The organism is Mycolicibacterium setense, from assembly GCF_000805385.1.
GTDB lineage: Bacteria > Actinomycetota > Actinomycetes > Mycobacteriales > Mycobacteriaceae > Mycobacterium > Mycobacterium setense.
This window is the reverse complement of the sequence record NZ_JTJW01000010.1, coordinates 706,327-730,146: the sequence shown is the minus strand read 5'-3', so window position 1 is coordinate 730,146 and position 23,820 is coordinate 706,327. Positions and strand designations below refer to the sequence as shown.

The following is a 23,820-nucleotide window of genomic DNA, read 5'->3' as shown; positions in this document are numbered from 1 at the left end:
CCGTTTCGCGGAAAAGAGAAGCTAGCGGGCGCGCCTGGCGAGGCGCTCGCTGTCGGAGATCAAGACGCTCTTGCCCTCCAGCCTGATCCACCCGCGGTGGGCGAAGTCGGCCAGTGCCTTGTTGACGGTCTCGCGGGATGCGCCGACGAGCTGGGCGATCTCTTCCTGGGTCAGGTCGTGCGTGACGCGCAGCGCCCCGCCCTCCTGCGTTCCGAACCGCTGGGCCAGCTGCAGCAGCTGCTTGGCCACGCGGCCGGGCACGTCGGTGAAGATGAGGTCGGCCAAGTTGTTATTGGTGCGACGCAGACGGCGGGCGAGCACGCGCAGCAGCTGCTCGGCGATCTCGGGACGGTCGGCGATCCACGCGCGCAGTGCGTCACGGTCCATCGACACCGCGCGCACCTCGGTGATGGTGGTGGCGCTCGAGGTACGGGGCCCCGGGTCGAAGATCGACAGCTCGCCGAACATGTCCGACGGACCCATGATGGTCAGCAGGTTCTCACGACCGTCCGGCGAACGCCGGCCGATCTTCACCTTGCCGGAGATGATGATGTACAGGCGGTCGCCGGGCTCGCCCTCGGCGAAGACTGTATGCCCGCGCGGGAAGTCGACGGGCTGCAACTGCTTCGTCAGCGCCGATACGGCGGTCGGTTCGACGCCCTGGAAGATTCCGGCCCTGGCCAGGATCTCGTCCACGTTGCCCCTTAAGCTATTAAGTGTGTTGTCCTCTTACTGATACTTCCTGCTCAGTCTAGAGGTACGCGGTTTCGCGACTAGCCCACGCTACACACGATTGACAGGTCGAGACGCAGGAAACCCAGTATTTATGGCCTGCGGTTCGTAGTAGCGCGTCGGCAAACGCTCGCTCTCGAGGTCGATGGTCACCGGCTTGACCCGCGGGGCGGGGGCCGCCGGGGCCGGTTCACGGGCCAAACCCGCTTCGAGCCGCTCGAGCCCGAACGCCGCCAGCATGAGCAACCCCGGGGTGAGCGCTACCAGCAACCACGACACAAGGCAGTAGTTAACACGGCGTAGGTCTCAGTGGGGTCACGAATGATCACCGGTCCGCACAGGAGAATGTCCGGCGACCTCAGTACGCTGACTGACGTGACTGCGGCTGCCGCTTCAACAGGGAAAACGCGCCGGTCCAAGAAGTGGGACGCCGAAACCCACCTGGGGCTGGTACGTCGGGCTCGACGGATGAATCGTGAACTGGCCCGGGCGTTTCCACATGTCTACTGCGAGCTCGACTTCACCAATCCCCTGGAGCTCACCGTCGCGACCATCTTGTCGGCACAGAGCACCGACAAGCGGGTGAACCTGACGACGCCCGCGCTGTTCCTCAAATACCGCACGGCGCTGGACTACGCGCAGGCCGACCGCACCGAGATGGAGGAGCTGATCCGGCCGACCGGGTTCTATCGGAACAAGACCAACTCGCTGATCCGGCTCGGTCAGGAGCTGGTGACCCGGTTCGACGGAGAGGTACCCGACACCATCGAGGACCTGGTGACCCTGCCCGGCGTCGGACGCAAGACCGCCAACGTCATCCTGGGCAACGCGTTCGACATCCCGGGGATCACCGTGGACACCCACTTCGGGCGACTGGTGCGGCGCTGGCGCTGGACCACCGAGGAGGACCCGGTCAAGGTCGAGTTCGCGATCGGTGAGCTCATCGAACGCAAGGAATGGACCTTGCTCAGCCACCGGGTGATCTTCCACGGCCGCCGGGTCTGCCACGCCCGCAAGCCCGCCTGCGGGGTATGTGTGCTGGCCAAGGATTGTCCGTCGTTCGGGCTCGGACCCACGGATCCGGAGACCGCTGCAGCGCTGGTGAAGGGCCCGGAGACCGAGCATCTGCTGGCGCTGGCCGGGCTGTGAACGCCGCGATGAGCACTCCGTGAGCGTTTCGACCCGCTGGACCGTGGTGGTCTTGGTGGTTCTGGTGGCGCTGGGTACCGCGTTCTGGATGGAGTTGCGCGACGAGCCGGCGCCGCAGGCCGGCGCCGGGCAGCAGTCCAGCTCCCGTGACCACCGTGACGCCGACACCCCCGAGGCCCTGGCCGGACCCCGGGCCCGTGCCGATCTTCCGCCATGTCCCGGACCCAGAGAAGACAAGGAGGACGCGGGTGCTCCTGATTCTGGGTTGCTGGGCGGCATCACCCTGGACTGCGCCGGTGACGGGAAGCCCGTCGACGTGGCGTCGGCACTCGCAGGCCGGACCGTGGTGCTCAACCTGTGGGCCTACTGGTGCGGACCGTGCGCCGACGAGCTGCCCGCGATGGCCGAATACCAGCGCCGGGTCGGGGACGACGTGCTGGTGCTGACGGTGCACCAGGACGAGAACGAGACGGCGGCATTGGTCCGCCTCGCCGAACTCGGAGTGCGGCTGCCGACGCTGCAGGATGGTCGGCGACTGATCGCGGCCGCGCTCAAGGTGCCCAACGTCATGCCTGCGACGGTGGTACTGCGCCCGGACGGTAGCGTGGCCGGGACCCTGCCCCGCTCCTTCGTCAGCGCCGACGAGATCGCGGCGGCGGTCGACGAGAAGATCCGCTCTAGCCGATAGGAGCACCCGGAGTGAGATCGACGCGCGACGGGCTGTTCCCGGATGCCGCCCCGGCCTGGCTCAAGCCGCTGGTGGACAACCTCGACCGGGTGCCGGACGCCTACCGCCGCCGGGTCCCGCCCGAGGTGCTGGCCGGCATCGTCGAAGCCAACAATCAAGCCGCCGAGGCCGGCGCGCTGCGCGACGCCGCGGTGCTGGTGCTGTTCTCGGGACCACGCGAAGGAGCGCCCCCGCATCTGCCCGAGGATGCCGATCTGCTGGTGACGGTCCGCGCCTCCACGCTGCGCCACCACGCCGGCCAGGCCGCATTCCCGGGCGGCGCCACCGATCCCGGCGACGAGGGCCCGGTCGGCACGGCCTTCCGGGAGGCGTGGGAGGAGACCGGCATCGACACCAGCCGGTTGTACCCGCTGGCCACCCTGGAGAAGATGTTCATCCCACCGTCGGGATTCCACGTGGTCCCGGTGCTGGCGTATTCGCCCGATCCCGGGCCGGTAGCCGTCGTCGACGAATCCGAGACCGCGGTCGTGGCACGGGTTCCGCTGCGGGCCTTCATCAACCCGGAGAACCGGCTCATGGTGTACCGAGAGGCCAACACCAGCCGATTCGCCGGGCCGGCATTCCTGCTCAACGAGATGCTGGTGTGGGGTTTCACCGGCCAGGTCATCTCGGCGATCCTCGATGTCGCGGGCTGGGCCGAGCCCTGGAACACCGAGGACGTCCGCGGACTCGATGACGCAATGGCCCTCGTCGGGCATGACAACGGTTACGGTGAAGCCTCATGTTGAAGTGGATATAGATGACACCTTCGGTCTGGCTCGATTTCGCAATCCTCGGCATCGGGTTCGTCGCAGCCATCTCAGGCTGGCGTTCCGGCGCGCTCGGCTCCCTGCTGTCCTTCATCGGTGTGGTGCTCGGTGCGGTGGCCGGTGTGCTGCTGGCCCCGCACGTGATCCCGCACATCAGCGGTGACCGCACCAAACTGTTCGCCACGCTGTTCCTGATCCTTGCGCTCGTGGTGATCGGTGAGATCGCCGGTGTGGTGCTCGGCCGTGCCGTGCGCGGCACCATCCGCAACCCGTTCTTCCGGGTGTTGGACTCCGCGGTCGGAGTGAGCCTGATGCTGGTCGCGGTCCTGGTCGCCTCCTGGCTGCTGGGCAGCCTGCTGACCTCATCCGATCAACCGAATCTGGCTGCGGCCGTGAAGAATTCACGCGTCCTCACCGAGGTCGACAAGTACACCCCGACCTGGATGCGTTCGGTGCCCAACCGGTTGTCGGCCCTGCTGGACACCTCCGGCCTGCCCGACGTGCTCGAACCCTTCGGCCGTACCCCGATCGTCAACGTCGACGCCCCGGACGCCTCGCTGGCCACCGATCCCATCGTGACGACCAGCCGGGCCAGCGTCGTCAAGATCCGCGGTGTCGCGCCCAGCTGCCAGAAGGTGCTGGAGGGCAGCGGATTCGTGGTCGCACCCAACCGGGTGATGTCGAATGCCCACGTGGTGGCCGGTGCCGACAGTGTGACCATCGAAGCCGACGGCAAGACCTATGACGCGGGCGTGGTGTCCTACGACCCCAACGCCGACATCTCGATCCTCGACGTCCCGGACCTGCCGATCACTCCGCTTCAGTTCGCCGAACAACCGGCTCCCAAGGGCACCGATGCCGTCGTGATGGGTTACCCCGGTGGTGGTGACTTCCTGGCCACCCCGGCCCGCGTGCGCGAGATCATCGAACTCAACGGTCCCGACATTTACCGGACCACCACCGTCACCCGCGAGGTCTACACGGTCAGGGGCACGGTGCGGCAAGGCAATTCGGGCGGGCCGATGATCAACCGGGCCGGCAAGGTGCTCGGCGTGGTGTTCGGTGCGGCAGTCGACGACGCAGACACCGGGTTTGTGCTGACGGCCAAGGAAGTCGAGCACCAGCTGGCCCAGATCGGCAACACTCAGCGGGTCGCCACCGGGACGTGCATCAACTCCTGATCAGTTCGCGTACAGCTGCGCCAAGAACCGGCGCAGCTGTTCGTTGACTGCCTCAGGCTGTTCTTCGTGGCCGAAATGCCCTGCACCCGTGATCGATACGTAGCGGCCGTGCGGTGCGTAACGCTGGGTCCGGTGCACCGGGTCGGCGAGGACGTACGGGTCGGCGTCACCGCGCATGTGCAGAACCGGGACGCCGATCGGGCGCTTCATCGAGCGCATGAACCTCAGGCCCTCGCCGCGCAGCTGGCTGCGCACCGCCCACCGCTGGTATTCCAATGCGCAGTGCGCTGCACCCGGAATCTGGATGGCCTGACGCAGATGACCCATGGTGCGGGAGAAGTCTTCGCCGGCCTGCCATTTGGCCCCGGCCCGGCTGCGGACCACACGCTCCAACTCGGCGCCGTCGTGCCGGGTCAGGTGATGTTCCGGCCACACCGGCAGCTGGTAGCGCAGCATCGACGGCAACAGGGCGCGGCCCTGATCGCGACGGGTCAACGTGGAGGCCCTCAGCGCCACCGGATGCGGTGAGCTGACGAGAGCGATCGCGTCGACCGCACGCGGATGCAGCACTGCCGTCGCCCAGCACACCAAGCCGCCGTCGGCGTGCCCGACGAGGGTGGCGGACTTGTGTCCCAGCGCGCGTACCAGCCCGGCGGTGTCCCCGGCCAGGGTCCAGCCGTCGTAACCGCGCGGTGGTTTGTCGCTGTCGCCGTAGCCGCGGAGGTCCACCGCCACGACCCGGGCGCCGGTCAGTCCGGTGAGCTGGTGACGCCACGACCACCAGAACGAGCCGAACCCGTGCAACAGGATGACCAGCGGGCGGTCGGGCTGCGAGCTCTCGCCCCCTCTCACACGGTCGGGCTGCGAGCTCTCGCCCTCCACGACATGGAAGCGAATCCCGTTGGCGTGCACCTGCAGATGCCGCCATGGCCCATCGATCCTGGCGATCGACGGGTCGGGTGGGGGCACTACCAGCCCGACGGGTCGGTGGCCGGCCGGGTCTGGAGAGCGGGCACCGCGACCTTGTCGTGGCCGGGCGTCAACGCCTCGCGTGTCTCCTTGACCGATTCGATGGTCTGCTGTGGGCCCTTGATCCGTCGCACCTTCAGGAAGCCGAACAGCGCCAGCGCCCCGGTGGTCAGCACCATGAGGCCGAACACGATCAGGAAGGCCACCCAACGCCAGATCCAGGTGTCGAGCAGCTCGGCCAGGAAGAAGAAGAAAAAGAAGGTCGAGTAGAACAGGACCACCAGCGCGGCGATGAAGAACACGCTGCCGGTCAGGCCCTTCTTCACATCCCGGGTGATCTCGGCCTTGGCCAGTTCCACCTCGGCGCGCAGCAGGGTGGAAACCTGCGCGGTCGCATCCTTGACCAGGTCACCGATCGACGGGTCGGGCTTGGGGGCATGCGGGTCCACGAGCGGAATCGAGGTCACCGTCGTCGGAACGCCGTCCCTGCGGTCGCCTGTGCTCATGGCGTTCATGTTGCCATGCGGCGAAGCCGTTAACGATCCCGGCCGACATCACAGTCTTAGTAGACTGAGCGCAATCTTGAGTTGCGCGGGTCGGGCGCGTCGATCGGAGGACATTTGACGAGCAGGCACCGCTGGCAATCGCTGATTGGTGCGCCGATCATGGCCCTCGTTGCCATCTTCACGCCGGCGATTGCCCACGCTGATCCACCGGTGGTGTTGGGCGGCGGCTCGGGCATCGTGGTGAACGGCGAGTCGTTCTGCACGCTCACCACCATCGGACACGACAACGCCGGCCGCCTCATCGGTTTCACCTCGGCCCACTGCGGTGGTCCAGGCGCTGTGGTGTCGGCGGAGGGCGCCAACGGCGCAGGCGTGGTGGGCACGATGGTGGCCGGCAACGACCTGCTCGACTATGCCGTCATCCAGTTCGATCCGGCGAAGGTGACTCCGACCAAAAACGTGAACGGCTTCCAGATCGACGGCCTGGGTCCCGATCCGGCGTTCGGTGACGTGGCCTGCAAGCTCGGTCGCACCACGGGCTATTCGTGTGGCGTCACATGGGGGCCGGGCAAGGATCCGGGCACCATCGTCAACCAGGTGTGCGGACAGCCCGGCGACTCGGGCGCGCCGGTCACCGTCAACAACCGGCTCGTCGGCATGATCCACGGCGCCTACTCCGACGACCTGCCGACCTGCGTGGTGCAGTTCGTGCCCCTACATACGCCGGCGGTGACGATGTCGTTCAACACGCAGTTGGCTGACATCACCGCCAAGAACCGACCGGGAACGGGTTTCGTCCCGATCGGTTGATCCTTCATCGCGAGCAGACACAGACTCACACCGTCAGGCCGGTTTTCGTGCGAGTCCGCGTCTGCTCGGCGGAACTACTTGCTGGCGCGGATGGCCTCGAAGACGCTGGGGTCGACCAGGGTCGAGGTGTCGCCGAGCTCGCGGCCCTCGGCCACATCGCGCAACAGACGGCGCATGATCTTGCCGCTGCGGGTCTTGGGCAGCTCGGGCACCACATGGATCTCGCGGGGCTTGGCGATCGGGGAGATCTCGGTGGCCACCTGGGCGCGCAGTTCCTCGATCATGGTGTCGGCCCCGCCGTGCGCGGAGGCCTTGAGGATGACGAACGCGCAGATCGCCTGCCCGGTGGTGTCGTCGCTGGCGCCGACGACGGCGGCCTCGGCCACCCCGGAATGGCCGACCAGGGCCGACTCCACCTCAGCGGTCGAGATGCGGTGCCCGGAGATGTTCATGACGTCATCGATGCGTCCGAGCACCCAGATGTTGCCCTGCGCGTCATAGCGGGCGCCGTCACCGGCGAAGTACCAGCCCTGCTCGGCGAAGCGCGACCAGTAGGTGTCCTTGAACCGCTGCGGGTCACCCCAGATGCCGCGCAGCATCGACGGCCACGGCTTGTCGAGCACCAGATAGCCGGTGACGTGTTCGGCTTCGTCGGCGCCGGGCACCAGATCGTTGCCCTCGTCGTCGACGATCTTGGCCGAGATGCCGGGCAGCGGGGTCATCGCCGAGCCGGGTTTGGCCTCGGTGACACCGGGCAGCGGGGAGATCATGATCGCCCCTGTTTCGGTCTGCCACCACGTATCCACAACGGGAGTCTTGTTGGCGCCGATGACTTCCCGGTACCAGCGCCAGGCCTCGGGGTTGATCGGCTCGCCCACAGAACCCAGCAGCCGCAGGCTCGACAGGTTGTGCGCCGACGGGATCTGGCGGCCCAGTTTCATGAAGGTGCGGATCAGCGTGGGCGCGGTGTAATAGATCGTGACACCGTACTTTTCGATGATCTCGAAATGGCGGTGCTCGGTCGGTGAGGTGGGGGTTCCCTCGTAGACCACCTGGGTCGCGCCGTTGGCCAGCGGGCCGTAGGTGATGTAGGTGTGGCCGGTCACCCAGCCGATATCTGCGGTGCACCAATACACGTCGGTCTCGGGCTTGAGGTCGAAGACGTTGTAATGCGTGTACGCCGCCTGGGTCAGGTAACCGCCCGAGGTGTGCACGATGCCCTTTGGCTTGCCCGTGGTCCCCGAGGTGTACAGCAGGAACAGTGGATGCTCGGAGTCGAAGGCTTCCGGAGTGTGGTCGGTCGACGCGCTGTCGACGGTCTCGTGCCACCACAGATCTCGGCCGTCGGTCCAGTTGACATCAATGCCGGTGCGGCGCACCACCAGTACGTGCTCGACCGACGGCTGATCCGAGACGGCCTCGTCGACGGCGTCTTTGAGTGAGGCGGCCTTGCCGCGCCGATACTGCCCGTCGGTGGTGATGACGAGCTTGGCCTGCGCGTCCTCGACCCGCGCCTTGAGAGCCGACGCTGAGAACCCGGCGAAGACAACACTGTGCATGGCGCCCAGGCGCGCGCAGGCCAGCATCGCCACGATGGCCTCGGGGACCATCGGCATGTAGATGGCGACGCGGTCGCCGGCGGTCAACCCCAGCGCGGTCAGCGCATTGGCCGCCTTGCTGACTTCATCCTTGAGCTCGGCGTAGGTGATGTCGCGGGCGTCACCGACGGGCTCACCCTCCCAGTGGATCGCGACCCGGTCGCCGTTGCCGGCCTCGACGTGACGGTCGACGCAGTTGTAGGCGACATTGAGCTTGCCGCCGACGAACCACTTCGCGAACGGTGCCTCCGACCAGTCGAGTACCTCGCTGAACGGGGTCTGCCATGTCAGCCGCTCGGCCTGGGCGGCCCAGAACGCCAGCCGGTCTTTCTCGGCCTCGGCGTACAACTCGCCTGTCGCGTTGGCGTTGGCCGCGAAATCGGCAGGCGGCGGATAGGCTGACGGAACATCAGTAGACGTCGCTGGCGCGTTTGACATGAGTGTGAGCCTAGTCACCGAACGTTGCAGTGACGTTGGGACCTCACAAGGCGGTTGCCGGGCGGTGGCCGTTCTGCGCCCAACGGTCGACGAGATGGCGTTCAGCGGTCGGCTAGCGTTTCGCGTATGACCGATCCACTCGCACCGCTGGTCGACCTGCCCGGTGTTTCCGCGGCCAGCGACGAGGCGCGTGAGGCCCTGGGCCGGGCGCATCGCCACAAATTCAATCTGCGCGGTTGGCCGCAGACCGCGGCTGAGGCGGCTCTGCGGGCGGCGCGGGCCTCGGCGGTGCTCGACGGTGGTGCCATCCAGCTCTCCGCCGACGGTGAACCCGATCCGGTGACCGCCGGCGCCATCCGGGTCGCGGAGGCTCTCGAGGGCGGCGCCACCGCACTGGTCGGTGTGTGGCAGCGAGCTCCGATGCAGGCACTCGCCCGCCTGCACGCGTTGGCGGCCGCGGACCTCACCGACGACGAACACCTGGGCCGGCCACGCGCGGACCCCGACGTCGGACGTCGTCTCGAGCTGCTGACCGGGATCGTGGTCGGCGGCTCCAAGGTGCCCGGCCCCGTGCTGGCCGCCGTCGCCCACGGCGAACTACTCAGCCTGGCTCCGTTCGGTACCGCCGACGGTGTGGTGGCCCGCGCAGTCTCGCGACTGGTGACGATCGCCAGTGGGTTGGACCCGCACGGACTCGGGGTTCCCGAAGTGCATTGGATGCGCAAGTCGGGGGAGTACCGGGCTGCCGCACGGGGATTCGCCTCGGGTACGCCCGACGGGCTGACCGCATGGCTGCTGCTCAGTAGTGAGGCGCTGAAGGGCGGCGCGCGGGAGGCGCTGCAGATCGCCCAGTCAGCGGCGGGCTGACGCTCCACTCCTAGGTGCTCTCAGCAAACGAAAGCGGGCGACGGTCCGAAACGGTGTTTCGGCTCGCCGCCCGCTAGCACGGATTCCGGTTACCAAGCGTGCCAGATGGGTTGCGTGGGTGGCCTCGGCGTCCTTGCGATGCGCTTCGGCTGCAACCCTACCCAAAGGGCCGTCGTGGCCGTCCGCTCCTCGCAATCACGCAGGCCCGCAACACTTTTGCCTATTCCGCGGCATGTGCTCCGCGTGGGTGCCGGGACCCGTGCTGGGGAGCTCGGTTCGGGAGATTTAGCCTTCTCTTCCGGCTAGACCTTGGCCTCATCCAAGCTTCCGTGGTTCCTTTGTACTACGTGACCACGGTCACAGCAAGGGTGAAATGCACCCGACTTCTGATCGTTACGCCGGGGTTTCAGCTACCGCATGCGGTAAGTCATGACGTGAAACGTCGCAACATCGAATACGTCAGTGCGCCGGCCGCCAGGGCGCTGATCCCAACAGCCGCAGTGGTCGCCACCGCGGCCCCGGACGGCGCCGGGATGCGGTCACGCAAGGACACCGGCCTGGTGAAGGTCAGCACCGGCCAGCCGCGCGAAGCGGCCTCCTTGCGGAGCCCCCGGTCCGGATTGACCGCGGTGGGATGCCCGACGGACTCGAGCATCGGGATGTCGGTGACCGAATCCGAATAGGCGTAGCAGTGGTCCAGGGCGTAGCCCTCGCGCGCGGCCAGCGCGCGGATCGCCTCGACCTTGCCCTCGCCGTAGCAGTAGAACGCGATCTCCCCGGTGTAGCGCCCCTCTTCGACGACCATCCGGGTGGCCATGGCGTGGGTGGCGCCCAGCGCCCGGGCGATCGGCGCGACGATCTCCTCGCCCGACGCCGACACCACCACGACATCGCGGCCGCACAGCTTGTGGTCGGCGATCAGCTCGGCCGCCTCCGCGAACACCAGCGGGTCGACGATGTCGTGCAGGGTCTCGCCGACGATCGATTTGACCTGTTCGACATCCCAGCCCGTGCACATGTTGGTGATGTAGCTGCGCATGCGGTCCATCTGGTCGTGGTCGGCGCCCGACATCAGGAACAGAAATTGGGCATATGTCGACTTGAGGACCGTTCGCCGATTGAGTAGGCCCTGATCGAAGAACGGTTTGCTGAAAGCAAGCGTGCTCGACTTGGCGATGACGGTCTTGTCGAGGTCGAAGAAGGCCGCGGTGCGCACTGGCCGAAGGTCGTGCGGCCCGGATTGCTGTGCGATCGATTCCCCGGCAGCCCGATCGGATGCGGTCACAGCGCCAGCATAGAGGCACGTGCGCCGCGTTATTCGACCGGCGACGTAAAATGGCAGTTCAAGACATATTCTTCCGGACGCGATGCCCGGATCTTGTTTGGTAGCCCACAGCGGTGTCTCTTGCGTGTTTTGGCAGTTCCGTGTGTATAGTGAGCATTACTCGGCTTATGCCGAGGGTGTATCAGCCCGACCCCCCGGGGCTGATACACGACGACCTCCGCCTCCTCCCCCCCTGGCGGGGGTCGTCCTTTTTCTGGGGTAGGAATCTTCCGCCGCTGAGCCCATTGGTAGCGGAACCGTATTTTCAGTCTGGCGCCCGGCCCCGCTTTCCTGCTGTTCTGCCGCGGATCGATCCACAGGCCCGACTTCATCCACAATCCGTGAATTGGTGATGGTGCCCGCCGTGTGGTTGCCCGCAAGGTGGGCATATGGCCGACTCGAACACCTCGATCAACCCGCCCGGCACCGTGCTGGCCCTCATCGGGGACCCCCTGCTGCGTGACGACGTGTCCCGGGTCGCCGCCGCTGCCGGCGTCGGACTCGTCCTCGTCGACGAACCCTCCGGAAAGAAGGTCTGGACGGCGGCGGCCGCGGTGTTGCTCGATGCGCCGGCCGCACAGCGATGCGCCGCCCGCGGGCTGCCCCGTCGCTCTCGGGTCATCCTGATCGGTCGCGACGCCCCTCGGCCCGACGACTGGCAGGCAGCGATCTCGGTCGGCGCGCAACACGTCGTGACCCTTCCCGCCCAGGACGCCGACCTGGTCGCGGCCCTCTCCGAAGCCTCATGCCGGGACGATGCCGGGCGCGGTCCGGTGGTGGCAGTGGTGGGAGCACGTGGAGGCGCCGGAGCGTCGGTGTTCGCGGTGGCACTGGCGCAAACGGCGCCCACCTCATTGCTCGTCGAGGCCGACCCGTGGAGTGGAGGGATCGACCTGGTGGCGGGCAGTGAGGACCTGGCCGGCCTGCGCTGGCCCGACCTGGCGCTGCAGGGCGGCCGGTTGGGCTATCCGGCGCTGCGCGACGCGCTGCCCCGCCGTGACGGGGTCAGCGTCCTCTCCAGCGGGCGTTCGGGCAGCGATATCGAGGCCGGGCCGCTGGGCGCGGTCATCGATGCGGGCTGCCGTGGCGGCGTGACGGTCGTGTGCGATGTGCCCCGGCGCGCCACCGACGCAGCCGAAACTGCTTTGGACGCAGCCGATCTGGTGGTCCTGGTGACCCCTGCCGATGTGCGTTCGTGTACCGCGGCGGCGGCCGCGCGGCCGTGGGTGCTGGCCTGTAACCCGAATGCAGGTGTGGTGGTGCGCGGCCCGTCGCCTGGCGGGTTGCGGGCGGCCGAGGTGGCCCGCATCGTCGACTTGCCGCTGCTGGCCGCGATGCGACCCCAGGCCGGCATCGCCGAGCTCTTGGAACGCGGCGGCTTGCGGGTCCGGCCACGCTCCCCGTTGGGCGTGGCGGCGCGGCGAGTGCTGTCCGTGCTGGCCGGACACCCCGCGCAGGAGGCGGCATGAGCGTCTCACTGATCGACCGGGTGCGCGAGCGGCTGGTCGCCGAAACGTCGGCGTCGAGCCCGGGCGCGCTCAGTCCGCTGGTGGTCGCCGCGGCGATCCGGGCCGAGTCCGGCGGCCTGCTCGGCGACACCGAGGTTCTGAGCAACCTGCGGCTCCTGGAGACCGAACTGACCGGTGCCGGCGTCCTTGAACCGCTGCTGTGTGCGCCGACCACCACAGATGTCCTCGTCACCGCACCTGATGCGGTGTGGGTGGATGACGGCAGCGGATTGCACCGCAGCACAGTGCGTTTCCCTGACGAAGGGGCGGTCCGCCGGTTGGCCCAGCGGTTGGCGCTGCTGGCGGGGCGCCGACTCGACGAGGCGCAGCCATGGGTGGACGGTCAGCTCACCGGCGTCGGACCGTTCACCGTGCGTCTGCACGCAGTCCTGCCGCCGATCGCTGCGGCGGGGACCTGTCTTTCGCTGCGAGTATTGCGGCCCGCCACTCAGAATCTCGACACCCTCACCCGATCCGGGGCTATTCCTCCGCAGGCAGCCGACCTCGTGCGCGCCGTCATCCGGGCCCGGCTGGCGTTTCTGATCTCGGGCGGCACAGGTTGTGGCAAGACCACCTTGTTGGCCGCGGCGCTCGGTGCCGTTGCCGGTCACGAACGCATCGTCTGTGTCGAGGACGCCGCCGAACTGGCGCCGCCGCACCCACATCTGGTCAAGCTGGTCGCCCGGGGCGCCAACGTCGAAGGCGTCGGCGAGGTGACCGTACGTGACTTGGTCCGGCAGGCCTTGCGAATGCGTCCGGACCGCATCGTCGTCGGTGAGGTTCGTGGGGCCGAGGTGGTCGACCTGCTGACCGCGCTGAACACCGGACATGACGGTGGGGCAGGCACCGTGCACGCCAACAGTCCCGCGGAGGTACCGGCCCGGTTGGAGGCCCTCGGTGCGCTCGGCGGTTTGGACCGCGCCGCGCTGATCAGTCAGCTCGCGGCGGCCGTGCAGGTCCTGCTGCACGTCGGGCGCGACGGTGCCGGGCAGCGCAGGCTCGCCGAGATCGCGGTTCTGCGCCGTACGGTCCGCGGTGACCTGGAGGTTGTCACTGCCTGGCATGCCGAAACCGGGTTGGGTTGCGGGGCAGACGCTCTCAACGCGCTGGTCGAACGTCGGCTTGCGTCGTGACGGCGAGTGCACTCGCGTTGGCGGCCGCTCTCCTGCTGTGGCCGGCAACACCCCGGCGGGCAGCCGCGTTGCGGCGGTTGGATGTGCCTGGCCGGCGCCGGGGGTATGCAGCGTCGGTCGTGGTGGTGGCGGGAGTAGTTCTGGCTTGGCTGGTACCGCTGACGGTCGCGGGGGCTGTGGCACTGGTGGCGGGCACGGCGACACTACGCCGCAGGCAGCGTGCCGCCCGCCGACAGCGACGACACGAATCCGCGGCGCTGCAGGCCGCCCTGGACGTGCTGGTCGGTGAACTGCGCACCGGTGTCCATCCGGTCAACGCCTTCGCGACCGCGGCCGCGGAAGTGTCCGGGCCGGTCCACGAGGGCATGAGTGCGGTGGCCGCCCGGGCACGCCTGGGCGCCGACGTCGCAGCCGGTCTGGAAGATGCGGCGGCAGCCTCCCACCTACCGACCCACTGGCACCGGCTCGCGGACTGTTGGCGCCTGGCCCACGCGTACGGCCTGTCGATCGCCACCCTCATGCGCACCGCTCAACGCGACATCGTTGAGCGCGAACGCTTTTCCTCGCATGTCGAAGCGGCGATGGCAGGCCCGCGGGCGACGGCGGCGGTGCTGGCCGGACTGCCGGTGGCCGGTATCGCGCTGGGCCAGCTGATCGGTGCGCGGCCCCTGAACTTCCTGTGCGGCGCGGGCGTGGGCGGCTGGCTTCTGATGGCCGGAGTGCTCCTTGCCTGTGCGGGGCTGCTGTGGTCGGACCGGATCACCGAACGGGCACTGAGATGAGCTGGGCAGCAGTGCTTCTCGCCATCGCCCTGCTCATCGGCGCGGATCCGGCGCGGGTGCGCAGCCGCGCCGCGCCCACGCCGGTACGGCGGGCAAACCTGCAACGGGCACAGACCGACGACCCGCTGGCTGCCGCCTCGACCTTCGATCTGTTCGCGGCCTGTCTCACCGCCGGATTGGCAGTGTCGACCGCCGCCGCGGCAGTTGCCCCGGCGGCTCCACCGGCACTGGCACCGCTGCTGCGCCGGGCAGCCGAACTCCTGGCGCTCGGGGCGGATCCGGCCAGGGCCTGGACCGGTGGCCATGAAAGCAACGCCGCTGTGCCCCAGGACAAGAACGCCGAGGCCTTGCTGCGCCTGGCCCGCCGGTCGGCCGCCTCGGGTAGTGCGCTGGCCGACGGGGTGGCCGAGCTTGCCGTGCAAACTCGTCACGACGCGGCCACCTCGGCCGACGCGGTGGCAGAACGGGCATCGGTTCTGGTCGCCGGTCCGCTCGGGCTGTGCTACTTGCCGGCGTTTCTGTGTCTGGGCGTCATACCCGTGGTCGCCGGCCTGGCCGATGACGTGCTGGGTTCAGGACTGTTGTGAACACACACCGCAAAGGGAGGAAAAACTATGGCAGAAGGCATCTTTCGGCGCGCGAACGCGAGGGCGGCGCTGCTGATGCTCGACGAATCAGGGATGTCCACCGTCGAGTACGCCATCGGCACCATCGCGGCCGCGGCATTCGGGGCGATCCTGTACACGGTGGTCACCGGGGACTCCATCGTGACCGCGCTGACCAACATCATCAGCCGGGCACTGAACACCAACGTGTAGATGACCGTCTGGATGATCGGGGTGCGGTCACCGTCGAGGCAGCTTTTGCCATCGCCTCACTGGTGGTTGTTCTGGTCTTGTGCGTCGGCGGTGTCAGTGCGGTCGGCATGCAGATCCGCTGCATCGACGCCGCGCGGGAAGCCGCTCGCCTGGCAGCGCGGGGTGAAGGTGAGGCGGCCACGGCGGCCGCACGCCGGGTCGCCCCGTCGGGCGCGATGGTGCACGTCGGCCAGGACGGCGGTTTCGTGGTGGCGCGGGTCAGTGCAGCGACGGTGCTGCCGGGGCTCACGGTGTCCGCCGAGGCGGTCGCGGCTGCCGAACCCGGCGTCGGGTGAGCGGGGGTCTGCCACACCGCTGGCGGCCGCGATGATCGCGATGCTGATCGCGTTCGCGGCCGGCGGCGCCTACCTCGGCGCCGCGGCGACGGCCCGGCACCGGGCCCAAGCCGCGGCGGACCTGGCCGCGGTGGGCGCTGCCGGCGCCGTGGTCTCCGGCCCGGACGCGGCGTGCCGGCAGGCCGGTCAGATCGCGGCCCGGATGCGGTCGGTGGTCGCGGAGTGCCGGATCGAGGGGCTCGACGTCGTGCTCGAGGTCTCGGTTCCGGTTCGGCTCGGTCGGTGGGGAGTCGGCCCCGCCCGGGCGGTCGCGCGCGCCGGACCGGTGGATGTCGCCGTGTAATCGAGTGGTCGTGTAATCGAGTCGCCGTGCGGTCGAGTTGCGGCGATTAGTCGAGCTGGTCGAGATCTGCCGCGGCGACCTCGTCTTCGGTCGGCAGCCGCAGGGCGATGAGGCCCGCGAAGGTGTCCTCGTCGAGTTCGATGCGGTTGATCGTCATGTGCACGGGCTGCCAACCGCCGTCCTCGGCGCGCATCCTCAACACGGCCGTGGTGACCCCGTCGGTGAAATCCGCGGTCATCCGCGCCATGTGCCTGGCGTCGGCCGGGTGGATACGGGACTGCCCGCCGTCGCGGTTACGCCAGTCGAAGAACGGTGCGGGATCGTCGAGCCACTTCAGCAGCTTCCAGTCGTCGAGGCCGACAAGCGCGCGATGCACGCCTGGCTGAGCAAGCCCGTCGAGGATGCGTTGGGCGAGATTGTCGGGGCGCACCGCAGCCTTCTCGCGCTCGCTGCGCCAGTTCATGGCCCGGGAGACCAGTCGCTCGGAGCCGTCGTCCTGTGGTTCCAGCAGGACCCGGGCCACGAATCCGACGGTGATGAGCTCTCCGTTGTGGTCGGTGACATCCCAGGTGGTGCACAAGGTGCCGCCCACCACGGGTTTGAGTGCCATGGCCAGGACCTTTGCCTCACTGCCGTTGAGGTCCCTGGCAGGCAGGTCATCGGCGAACGCGCGGTCGTGGGTGGCTTCGGTCTCCGGGTTCATGCCGCTGTTGCGCAGGGATTCGGCGGTATCGGTGGCCACCCCCGTCGTCAGGTCCCAGACCAGCGGCCCCGGGACAGGGCGTTGCGGCGGCTCGGCGTCGGACGGTCCGATCCAGACGTGCACCCCGTGGATGTGTCCGTCCGACATCCGCACCACCTCGGTGCGGATTACGCGGTCTTTCTTGGGAGTGATGCTGCTGAGACCCTGGCCGGCCTGCACGGTTTCGCTGATCGCGCTCTGAATTGCCATCAGATGCGGATTTCGGCGCAGAAACACACTGATCGGGACGAGGTTCTTTGTCTGCAGACCTCGTGCGACCACCGCAGGCTCGCTACCCAGTGTCTCCACGAGCAGCCAGTCGTGGGTCATGCGCGGCATTTTACCGGCGGGCCGGTAGCTGGCTTGACGTCCGACGACGACGGAATCCGCACCGAATATCTGCGGATCATGGTCACAGGTGTCCCAAGTCAGGTCTGTCGGGTTGCAAACATGAGTGAGTTCACGTACTTTGCCACTGCGCCCGGCCTCCGGGATTGGGAACGGATCGCGTTGTCCGACCGTTCGTCGCAACGTCTGGTGTTCGGCGTGGCCGAATGCAGCCACGTAGTTGTCGATCCGTGTAGTCGGCCGTCGAGGGGTCGGCCGTCAACGCGGTCGGGGGATCGCTGAGGAAGTACTCAGCGCGCCGAGCACCAGGCGGAGCACTCTTACCGCGCCCGATTTGTCCAGCGGGTCATTGCCGTTCCCGCATTTGGGTGACTGCACGCAGGACGGACAGCCGTTCGGACATTCGCAAGCCTCGATCGCGTCGGCCGTCGCGCCCCACCACGTAGCCAGATTGCGGAATCCGCGGTCGGCGAAACCGGCGCCGCCCGGGTATCCGTCGTAGACGAAGATCGACGGCAGGCCGTCGACCGGGCCGACGGCCGTCGAAACCCCGCCGATGTCGCCCCGGTCGCAGCTGGCCACCAGCGGGAGCAGACCGATCGCGGCGTGTTCGGCCGCGTGCAGGCTTCCCGGCACGGCAAGAAGGTCAACGCCGTTGTCTTGCAACGCTTCCGGGGTCATCGTGCACATCACCGCCATGGTGTCGAGCGTGCTTGGCGGCATGTCCAGTTCCACGAAGTCGATGACCTCGCCGTCGATGCGGCGGCGCAGGTAGCCGACCACGGTGTTGGTCACCGACACCGGAACCAGGCCCACGGTGACCGGGCCGAACGCCCTACGCTCGCCGGGTCCGGTGACCGATATGTCGGTGAGTTCCCTGGCGAACGTGCTGTAGCCGGGATCGGCGGCATACACGAACGCGACACCGTCCTCGAACGACAGCGAGTCGACGAGGTATGTCTCGCCCTGGTGCAGATACACCGCACCGGGATGCAGCGTGGCTGCCGCGCGGCCGGCCCCGGTACTGCCCAGCATTCGGCCGGTATCGGCCTCCAGGATCGCGATCTGGCCGCCGCTGGAGCCGCGGATGTCCACGGCCGCGTGCGGTTCCACCCCGGGAGCGGGGAAGTAGCCGCCTGGACGTTTGCGTAACAAGCCGTCGTCGACCAGGGTCTCGGCCACCGCCTCGGCGCTCCACAACCGGACTTCGGCCTCGGTGAGCGGTAGTTCGGCTGCGGCGCAGAGTAATTGCGGGCCCAGCACGTGCGGGTTCGTCGGGTCGATCACCACGCGCTCGATCGGTTTGTCCAGCAGCGCGGCCGGATGGTGCACGAGGTAGGTGTCGAGGGGATCGTCGCGGGCGATCAGCACGATGAGCGCGCCCTGTCCGCGCCGGCCGGACCGGCCCGCCTGCTGCCAGAACGAGGTGACGGTGCCGGGGAACCCGGCGAGTACCACCGCGTCCAGCCCGGCGATGTCGATACCGAGTTCCAGCGCGTTGGTGGTGGCCAGCCCGCGTAGCCGCCCGTCGGTCAGCGCATGTTCCAGCTCACGGCGGTCCTCCGCGAGATAGCCGGCGCGGTAGGAGGCCACCTGATCAGCCAGCTGGGGTGCGGTCTCCTCCAATCGGGCCCGGGTACCCAGCGCGGTGAGCTCCGCGCCGCGCCGGGACCGGACGAACGTCAGGGTGCGCGCCCCCTCGGTCATCAGGTCGGCCATCACCCGGGCTGCCTCGGCGCCGGCCGAACGCCGGACCGGCGCGCCGTTCTCGCCGATGAGGTCGGTCAGTAGAGCCGGCTCCCACAGCGCGATCGTGCGGGCGCCTTGCGGGGAGCCGTCCTCGGTCACCTCGGCGACGGTCTGCCCGATCAATTCGGCGGCGGTCTCCGCCGGGGATGCCGTGGTGGCGCTGGCGAAGATCACCGTCGGCCCCGACCCATCTGGCGAGTACCGGGCACACAACCGGAGCAAGCGGCGGAGCACCATCGCCACGTTGGAACCGAAAATGCCCCGGTAGTAGTGGCATTCGTCGACGACGATGAACTTGAGGTGGCGCAGGAACACGGCCCAGCGGGCATGGTTGCGCAACAGCGACAGGTGGATCATGTCGGGGTTGGAGAAGATCCACCGCGACCGCTCCCTGGCGAACCGGCGCACCTCGGTGGCGCTGTCGCCGTCGTACGGAGCGGGCGCGACGTCGCGCAGCGCGGCCACCGTCTCGGTCAGGTGCTGTGCCGTGCGCAGCTGGTCGTGGCCCAGCGCCTTGGTCGGTGACAGGTAGAGCACTCGGGCCTGCCGGTCGGAGGCCAACGCCGACAGGATCGGCAGCTGGTAGGCGAGAGACTTACCCGACGCGGTTCCGGTGGACACGACCACGTGACGTCCGTCGTGAGCCAAATCCGCGGCGGCGAGTTGGTGCGACCACGGCGCGGCGATACCCCGGTCGACCAACGCCCGAACGACCTCCGGATGGGCCCATCGCGGCCACTGCAACGGTTTGCCCTGACGCGCCGGTATATCCGCAACATGGCGTAGCGGATCTTCGCCGGAAGGGGTTCCGTCGACGGCGCAAGCGAGCAGCTCACGGCCGAAATCGGACCCCTGATGCAGCACCGTTCGCCCTCCTACGATCCACCCCGCCGATCTCGGCCCGGATTTGTAAACGAATTGTTCACCACGCGCCGAGTTTCGAGACTGTCGCGGGAGCCCCGAACATGATTGACTGATCACGGTCGCAGCTTCTGTGTTTGTACTCGCACTCGCAGGATCGTCGTTGCGATCGCGGTTCCTGCGAGGGTTGTAGGTCGGGTCTAAGTTCCGGTCGACTCGCGCGTTGGTATGGCGGTCGGAACGGGCCCGGTACATCGGAAGTCGGTGGACCGCACCCGGTTGAAAGAGAAGGAAAGAACAAAAGATGCCACAGGGAACTGTGAAGTGGTTCAACGCGGAGAAGGGCTTCGGCTTCATTGCTCCGGAGGACGGCTCTGCCGACGTGTTTGTCCACTACACGGAAATCCAGGGCAGCGGTTTCCGCACCCTGGAGGAGAACCAGAAGGTTGAGTTCGAGGTCGGCCAAAGCCCCAAGGGGCCGCAGGCCACGGGTGTTCGGGCCATCTGAGCCACAAGACCCAAACGAGACACCCCCGCGTGAGTCCGCACAGGACACCGCGGGGGTGTTCTCGGTTTTAAGGCCCGTGCTGGCCTAGTGTCGATTCGTGAGTCAGCTGTCCTTCTTCTCGGCCGAGTCGGTGCCGCCCGCGGTGGCCGACCTGACCGGGGTGCTCGCCGGACCCGGACAGATCGTTCTGTCGGGCAACGGAGGTCAGCAGGCGGCCCGGATTTCGGTGGTCGTCGACCAGATGTGGCGAGCGCAGGGCCTGGCCGAGATGATCAGCGAGGTCGGGCTGGCGGCTGAGATTTCCCGGACGGACGAGGACAATCCGCTGGTGCGTACGGCGCCGGACCCTCAGCTGATGCCGATCGCGCGCGAATGGACCATGGGCGCGGTCAAGACAGTGCCGCCCGGGTGGCTGCCCGGGGCCCGTGAGCTGCGGGCCTGGACTCTGGCGGCAGGCGAACCCGAAGCCGACGACCGCTACGTTCTGGGGCTCGACCCGCACGCGCCCGACACCCACCCCGCGCTGGCCGCGGCCATGATGCGGGTGGGAATCGCTCCGACTCTGATCGGTACGAGAGGCTCTCATCCGGCCCTGCGGATCAGTGGCCGGCGACGCTTGTCACGCCTGGTGGAAAACGTCGGGGAACCACCGGGGGAGGCCGCGGCGTTGGCGCATTGGCCCCGTATTTAATGGTGCCCACGCGGAGAGCCGGTTTGCGTAGGCTCGCGCGTAATGCGAAATTGTCAGTTGCCGGGCGTGGCGCGGCAACTATAGAAGTGGAGCGTAAGCACAGTTGGCTGGCGATAGCGGCAGCGGTAGCAAGGGAAACGTCCGGCGACTCGTGATTGTGGAGTCGCCGACCAAGGCGCGGAAGATAGCTGGCTACCTGGGCTCCAATTATGTGGTCGAATCCTCGCGGGGGCACATCCGTGACCTGCCGCGCAATGCGGCTGACGTGCCCGCCAAGTACAAATCCGAACCATGGGCGCGTCTCGGGGTCAATGTCGACGACAACTTCGAACCGCTCTACATCGTCAGCCCCGACAAGAAGAGCACCGTCACCGAGCTGAAGGACCTGCTCAAGGGCGTTGACGAGCTCTATCTCGCGACGGACGGTGACCGCGAGGGTGAGGCGATCGCCTGGCACCTGCTGGAGACGCTGAAGCCCAAGGTGCCGGTCAGGCGGATGGTGTTCCACGAGATCACCGAACCGGCCATTCGGGCCGCCGCCGAAAACCCGCGTGACCTGGACATCGCCCTGGTCGACGCGCAGGAAACCCGCCGCATCCTCGACCGGCTCTACGGCTACGAAGTCTCGCCTGTGCTCTGGAAGAAGGTCGCGCCGAAGTTGTCGGCCGGCCGTGTGCAGTCGGTGGCCACGCGCATCATCGTGCAGCGTGAGCGTGAGCGCATGGCGTTCCGCAGCGCCGCGTACTGGGATGTCAGCGCCGAGCTGGACGCGTCCGTGTCCGACCCACAGGCCACCCCGCCCAAGTTCACCGCGAAGCTCAACACCGTCGACGGCCGCCGGGTCGCCGCCGGCCGCGATTTCGACTCGCTGGGCCAGCTGAAGAAGCCCGACGAGGTGCTGGTGCTCGACGAGGCCAGCGCCGGAGCCCTGGCCGCGGGCCTGCGCGGTGCCCAGCTGGCCGTCAGCTCCGTCGAGCAGAAGCCGTACACCCGGCGCCCGTACGCGCCGTTCATGACGTCGACGCTGCAGCAGGAGGCCGCCCGCAAGCTGCGGTTCTCCTCCGAGCGCACCATGAGCATCGCGCAGCGGCTGTACGAGAACGGCTACATCACCTACATGCGTACCGACTCCACGACCCTGTCGGAGTCCGCGATCAACGCCGCGCGTAACCAGGCCAGGCAGCTCTACGGCGACGAGTACGTGCATCCGTCGCCGCGGCAGTACACGCGCAAGGTCAAGAACGCCCAGGAGGCGCACGAGGCCATCCGTCCTGCCGGTGACGTGTTCCAGACCCCGGGTCAGCTGCATGCACAGCTCGACACCGACGAGTTCCGGCTCTATGAGTTGATCTGGCAGCGCACCGTGGCCTCGCAGATGGCCGACGCGCGCGGCACCACGCTGTCGCTGCGCATCGCCGGTGCCGCCAGTTCGGGCGAGCAGGTCGTGTTCAACGCCTCCGGTCGCACCATCACGTTCCCGGGCTTCCTCAAGGCCTACGTCGAGAGTCTTGACGAGCAGGCCGGCGGTGAGGCCGACGACGCCGAGAGCCGTCTGCCGAACCTGACTCAGGGACAGCGCGTCGACGCCGCCGACCTGACCGCCGACGGACACACCACCAGCCCGCCGGCCCGCTACACCGAGGCCTCGCTGATCAAGTCTCTCGAAGAACTGGGCATCGGCCGGCCGTCGACGTACAGCTCGATCATCAAGACCATCCAAGACCGCGGCTACGTGGTCAAAAAGGGCAGCGCCCTGGTGCCGTCCTGGGTCGCCTTCGCCGTGGTCGGACTGCTCGAACAGCACTTCGGCCGGCTGGTGGACTACGACTTCACCGCGGCCATGGAGGACGAGCTCGACGAGATCGCCAACGGTCAGGAGCAGCGCACCAACTGGCTTTCGAACTTCTACTTCGGCGGTGAGCACGGCGTCGAGGGCTCGATCGCCCGGGCCGGTGGGCTCAAGCAGCTCGTCGGTGGAAATCTCGAAGGCATCGACGCGCGAGAAGTCAACTCCATCAAGCTCTTCGACGATGCCGAACGTCGCGCGATCGTCGTCCGGGTGGGCCGTAACGGGCCGTACCTGGAGCGCATGATCGCCGACCCGGATAATCCCGGGGAGCTCAAGCCGCAGCGCGCCAACCTCAAGGACGAGCTCACTCCTGACGAGCTGACCCTGGAGCTGGCCGAAAAGCTCTTCGCCACACCGCAAGAGGGACGGGTGCTGGGTGTCGACCCGGTGACCGGACACGAAATCGTCGCCAAGGACGGACGATTCGGTCCCTACGTCACCGAGATTCTTCCGGAACCGCCCGAGGATCCGGATGCCGGGACGACGGCCAAGAAGGGTAAGAAGCCGACCGGTCCCAAGCCGCGCACCGGATCGCTCTTGCGCTCAATGGATCTGGAGACGGTGACCCTCGACGACGCGCTCAAGCTGCTGTCGCTGCCGCGCGTGGTCGGCGTCGATCCGTCGAACAACGAGGAGATCACCGCGCAGAACGGCCGCTACGGCCCATACCTCAAGCGCGGCACCGACTCTCGTTCGCTGGCCACCGAAGAGCAGATGTTTACCATCACCCTCGACGAGGCGCTCAAGATCTATGCCGAGCCCAAGCGCCGTGGGCGCCAGGCCGCGGCCGCCCCGCCGTTGCGTGAGCTCGGCACCGATCCGGCCTCGGGCAAGCCGATGGTGATCAAGGACGGCCGTTTCGGCCCCTACGTCACCGATGGTGAGACCAACGCCAGCCTGCGTAAGGGTGATGACGTGCAGTCGATCACCGATGAGCGGGCCTCCGAGCTGCTGGCCGATCGCCGCGCCCGCGGGCCGGTCAAGAAGGCCGCGAAGAAGGCCCCGGCCAAAAAGGCCGCCAAGAAAGCCCCGGCGAAGAAGGCCGCCGCCAAGAAGGCCTAGCCTCTGCGCCCAACGGCCAG

Annotated in this window: 23 protein-coding genes; 16 read left to right on the top strand and 7 right to left on the bottom strand. The window is 67.9% G+C overall.

Annotated elements, in window-relative coordinates:
- Positions 1–21: 21 nt before the first annotated feature.
- On the bottom strand, positions 22–696 hold the full coding sequence (crp, locus tag QQ25_RS28660) for a cAMP-activated global transcriptional regulator CRP (protein ID WP_003883807.1): 675 nt from the start codon (positions 694–696) through the stop codon (positions 22–24).
- A gap of 381 nt (positions 697–1,077) precedes the next feature.
- On the opposite strand from crp, the gene nth reads away from it, so the two are divergent.
- Genes nth through marP form a run of 4 tightly spaced genes read left to right on the top strand, consistent with a single transcriptional unit; the run spans position 1,078 to position 4,559 of the window.
- Positions 1,078–1,881: an endonuclease III gene (nth, locus tag QQ25_RS28650; protein WP_276014693.1), complete on the top strand. Its 804-nt coding sequence runs from the start codon at positions 1,078–1,080 to the stop codon at positions 1,879–1,881.
- Between the two features lie 19 nt (positions 1,882–1,900).
- Positions 1,901–2,569, top strand: a complete 669-nt coding sequence (locus QQ25_RS28645; protein ID WP_039382446.1) for a TlpA family protein disulfide reductase — start codon at positions 1,901–1,903, stop codon at positions 2,567–2,569.
- 11 nt (positions 2,570–2,580) lie between these two features.
- Positions 2,581–3,357, top strand: a complete 777-nt coding sequence (locus QQ25_RS28640; RefSeq protein ID WP_039382444.1) for an NUDIX hydrolase — start codon at positions 2,581–2,583, stop codon at positions 3,355–3,357.
- Positions 3,358–3,368: 11 nt separating this feature from the next.
- A complete protein-coding gene (gene marP / locus QQ25_RS28635) occupies positions 3,369–4,559 on the top strand; it encodes an acid resistance serine protease MarP (protein WP_039325822.1) in 1,191 nt (396 codons plus the stop codon).
- On the opposite strand, the gene QQ25_RS28630 is transcribed toward marP, so the two are convergent.
- Together QQ25_RS28630 and QQ25_RS28625 are read right to left on the bottom strand one after the other, a co-directional pair.
- Positions 4,560–5,528 (bottom strand): alpha/beta fold hydrolase, encoded by a 969-nt coding sequence (locus tag QQ25_RS28630; RefSeq protein WP_039382442.1) that lies wholly within the window; start codon positions 5,526–5,528, stop codon positions 4,560–4,562.
- Positions 5,528–6,034, bottom strand: a complete 507-nt coding sequence (locus QQ25_RS28625) for a phage holin family protein (RefSeq protein WP_039326994.1) — start codon at positions 6,032–6,034, stop codon at positions 5,528–5,530. The genes QQ25_RS28630 and QQ25_RS28625 overlap by 1 nt, the downstream gene beginning before the upstream one ends.
- Before the next feature lie 159 nt (positions 6,035–6,193).
- Between QQ25_RS28625 and QQ25_RS28620 the strand changes: the two genes are divergently transcribed.
- The gene (locus QQ25_RS28620) at positions 6,194–6,844 is read left to right on the top strand and encodes a S1 family peptidase (protein WP_052236127.1); all 651 of its coding nucleotides are present in this window, start codon (positions 6,194–6,196) and stop codon (positions 6,842–6,844) included.
- A gap of 74 nt (positions 6,845–6,918) precedes the next feature.
- On the opposite strand, the gene acs is transcribed toward QQ25_RS28620, so the two are convergent.
- Positions 6,919–8,880, bottom strand: a complete 1,962-nt coding sequence (gene acs / locus QQ25_RS28615; protein WP_039382439.1) for an acetate--CoA ligase — start codon at positions 8,878–8,880, stop codon at positions 6,919–6,921.
- 126 nt (positions 8,881–9,006) lie between these two features.
- On the opposite strand from acs, the gene QQ25_RS28610 reads away from it, so the two are divergent.
- Complete coding sequence (locus tag QQ25_RS28610; RefSeq protein WP_039325817.1) at positions 9,007–9,747, top strand: Fic family protein; 741 nt, start codon at positions 9,007–9,009, stop codon at positions 9,745–9,747.
- 427 nt (positions 9,748–10,174) lie between these two features.
- Here QQ25_RS28610 and QQ25_RS28605 read toward each other — a convergent pair whose 3' ends face one another.
- On the bottom strand, positions 10,175–11,032 hold the full coding sequence (locus tag QQ25_RS28605) for an HAD-IB family hydrolase (RefSeq protein ID WP_039325815.1): 858 nt from the start codon (positions 11,030–11,032) through the stop codon (positions 10,175–10,177).
- A gap of 428 nt (positions 11,033–11,460) precedes the next feature.
- Here QQ25_RS28605 and ssd point away from each other — a divergent pair, with 428 nt between their 5' ends.
- From ssd to QQ25_RS31440, 7 genes are read left to right on the top strand one after another with little or no spacing between them, the layout of a single operon-like run.
- Positions 11,461–12,540, top strand: coding sequence for a septum site-determining protein Ssd (ssd, locus tag QQ25_RS28600; RefSeq protein WP_039382436.1), 1,080 nt, complete (start codon positions 11,461–11,463; stop codon positions 12,538–12,540).
- On the top strand, positions 12,537–13,712 hold the full coding sequence (locus QQ25_RS28595; protein WP_039382435.1) for a TadA family conjugal transfer-associated ATPase: 1,176 nt from the start codon (positions 12,537–12,539) through the stop codon (positions 13,710–13,712). Before ssd ends, QQ25_RS28595 begins: the two co-directional genes overlap by 4 nt.
- Positions 13,709–14,494 carry a type II secretion system F family protein gene (locus QQ25_RS28590; protein ID WP_039382432.1) on the top strand — a complete coding sequence of 262 codons (786 nt, stop codon included), beginning with the start codon at positions 13,709–13,711 and terminating at the stop codon, positions 14,492–14,494. The genes QQ25_RS28595 and QQ25_RS28590 overlap by 4 nt, the downstream gene beginning before the upstream one ends.
- Positions 14,491–15,081: a type II secretion system F family protein gene (locus tag QQ25_RS28585; RefSeq protein WP_039382429.1), complete on the top strand. Its 591-nt coding sequence runs from the start codon at positions 14,491–14,493 to the stop codon at positions 15,079–15,081. The genes QQ25_RS28590 and QQ25_RS28585 overlap by 4 nt, the downstream gene beginning before the upstream one ends.
- Positions 15,082–15,108: 27 nt before the next feature.
- A complete protein-coding gene (locus tag QQ25_RS28580) occupies positions 15,109–15,312 on the top strand; it encodes a DUF4244 domain-containing protein (protein WP_039382427.1) in 204 nt (67 codons plus the stop codon).
- 8 nt (positions 15,313–15,320) lie between these two features.
- Positions 15,321–15,647, top strand: coding sequence for a TadE family type IV pilus minor pilin (locus QQ25_RS31445; protein WP_082017746.1), 327 nt, complete (start codon positions 15,321–15,323; stop codon positions 15,645–15,647).
- Positions 15,574–15,990: an Rv3654c family TadE-like protein gene (locus QQ25_RS31440; protein WP_082017717.1), complete on the top strand. Its 417-nt coding sequence runs from the start codon at positions 15,574–15,576 to the stop codon at positions 15,988–15,990. The genes QQ25_RS31445 and QQ25_RS31440 overlap by 74 nt, the downstream gene beginning before the upstream one ends.
- 46 nt (positions 15,991–16,036) lie before the next feature.
- Here QQ25_RS31440 and QQ25_RS28565 read toward each other — a convergent pair whose 3' ends face one another.
- Both QQ25_RS28565 and QQ25_RS28560 read right to left on the bottom strand, forming a co-directional pair.
- The gene (locus QQ25_RS28565; RefSeq protein ID WP_039326989.1) at positions 16,037–17,062 is read right to left on the bottom strand and encodes a PAS domain-containing protein; all 1,026 of its coding nucleotides are present in this window, start codon (positions 17,060–17,062) and stop codon (positions 16,037–16,039) included.
- A gap of 276 nt (positions 17,063–17,338) precedes the next feature.
- Positions 17,339–19,693, bottom strand: a complete 2,355-nt coding sequence (locus QQ25_RS28560; RefSeq protein ID WP_039382420.1) for a DNA 3'-5' helicase SftH — start codon at positions 19,691–19,693, stop codon at positions 17,339–17,341.
- Positions 19,694–19,994: 301 nt separating this feature from the next.
- Here QQ25_RS28560 and QQ25_RS28555 point away from each other — a divergent pair, with 301 nt between their 5' ends.
- The 3 genes from QQ25_RS28555 to topA all read left to right on the top strand — a co-directional run bounded on the left by QQ25_RS28555 (position 19,995) and on the right by topA (position 23,800).
- Positions 19,995–20,198: a cold-shock protein gene (locus QQ25_RS28555; RefSeq protein ID WP_003882601.1), complete on the top strand. Its 204-nt coding sequence runs from the start codon at positions 19,995–19,997 to the stop codon at positions 20,196–20,198.
- Between the two features lie 97 nt (positions 20,199–20,295).
- Positions 20,296–20,889, top strand: coding sequence for a hypothetical protein (locus QQ25_RS28550; RefSeq protein ID WP_039325788.1), 594 nt, complete (start codon positions 20,296–20,298; stop codon positions 20,887–20,889).
- Between the two features lie 103 nt (positions 20,890–20,992).
- The gene (gene topA, locus QQ25_RS28545) at positions 20,993–23,800 is read left to right on the top strand and encodes a type I DNA topoisomerase (RefSeq protein WP_039382418.1); all 2,808 of its coding nucleotides are present in this window, start codon (positions 20,993–20,995) and stop codon (positions 23,798–23,800) included.
- Positions 23,801–23,820 lie beyond the last annotated feature (20 nt).

What these genes read in the sequence shown, in the direction of transcription:
- QQ25_RS28595 (WP_039382435.1), top strand. Translation starts at nt 12,537, where the DNA reads ATGAGCGTCTCACTGATCGACCGGGTGCGCGAGCGGCTGGTCGCCGAA.
- acs (WP_039382439.1), bottom strand. Translation starts at nt 8,880, where the DNA reads ATGTCAAACGCGCCAGCGACGTCTACTGATGTTCCGTCAGCCTATCCG.
- QQ25_RS28585 (WP_039382429.1), top strand. Translation starts at nt 14,491, where the DNA reads ATGAGCTGGGCAGCAGTGCTTCTCGCCATCGCCCTGCTCATCGGCGCG.
- QQ25_RS28555 (WP_003882601.1), top strand. Translation starts at nt 19,995, where the DNA reads ATGCCACAGGGAACTGTGAAGTGGTTCAACGCGGAGAAGGGCTTCGGC.
- QQ25_RS28580 (WP_039382427.1), top strand. Translation starts at nt 15,109, where the DNA reads ATGGCAGAAGGCATCTTTCGGCGCGCGAACGCGAGGGCGGCGCTGCTG.
- QQ25_RS28625 (WP_039326994.1), bottom strand. Translation starts at nt 6,034, where the DNA reads ATGAGCACAGGCGACCGCAGGGACGGCGTTCCGACGACGGTGACCTCG.
- QQ25_RS28620 (WP_052236127.1), top strand. Translation starts at nt 6,194, where the DNA reads ATGGCCCTCGTTGCCATCTTCACGCCGGCGATTGCCCACGCTGATCCA.
- marP (WP_039325822.1), top strand. Translation starts at nt 3,369, where the DNA reads ATGACACCTTCGGTCTGGCTCGATTTCGCAATCCTCGGCATCGGGTTC.
- QQ25_RS28565 (WP_039326989.1), bottom strand. Translation starts at nt 17,062, where the DNA reads ATGACCCACGACTGGCTGCTCGTGGAGACACTGGGTAGCGAGCCTGCG.
- QQ25_RS28610 (WP_039325817.1), top strand. Translation starts at nt 9,007, where the DNA reads ATGACCGATCCACTCGCACCGCTGGTCGACCTGCCCGGTGTTTCCGCG.
- nth (WP_276014693.1), top strand. Translation starts at nt 1,078, where the DNA reads ATGTCCGGCGACCTCAGTACGCTGACTGACGTGACTGCGGCTGCCGCT.
- ssd (WP_039382436.1), top strand. Translation starts at nt 11,461, where the DNA reads ATGGCCGACTCGAACACCTCGATCAACCCGCCCGGCACCGTGCTGGCC.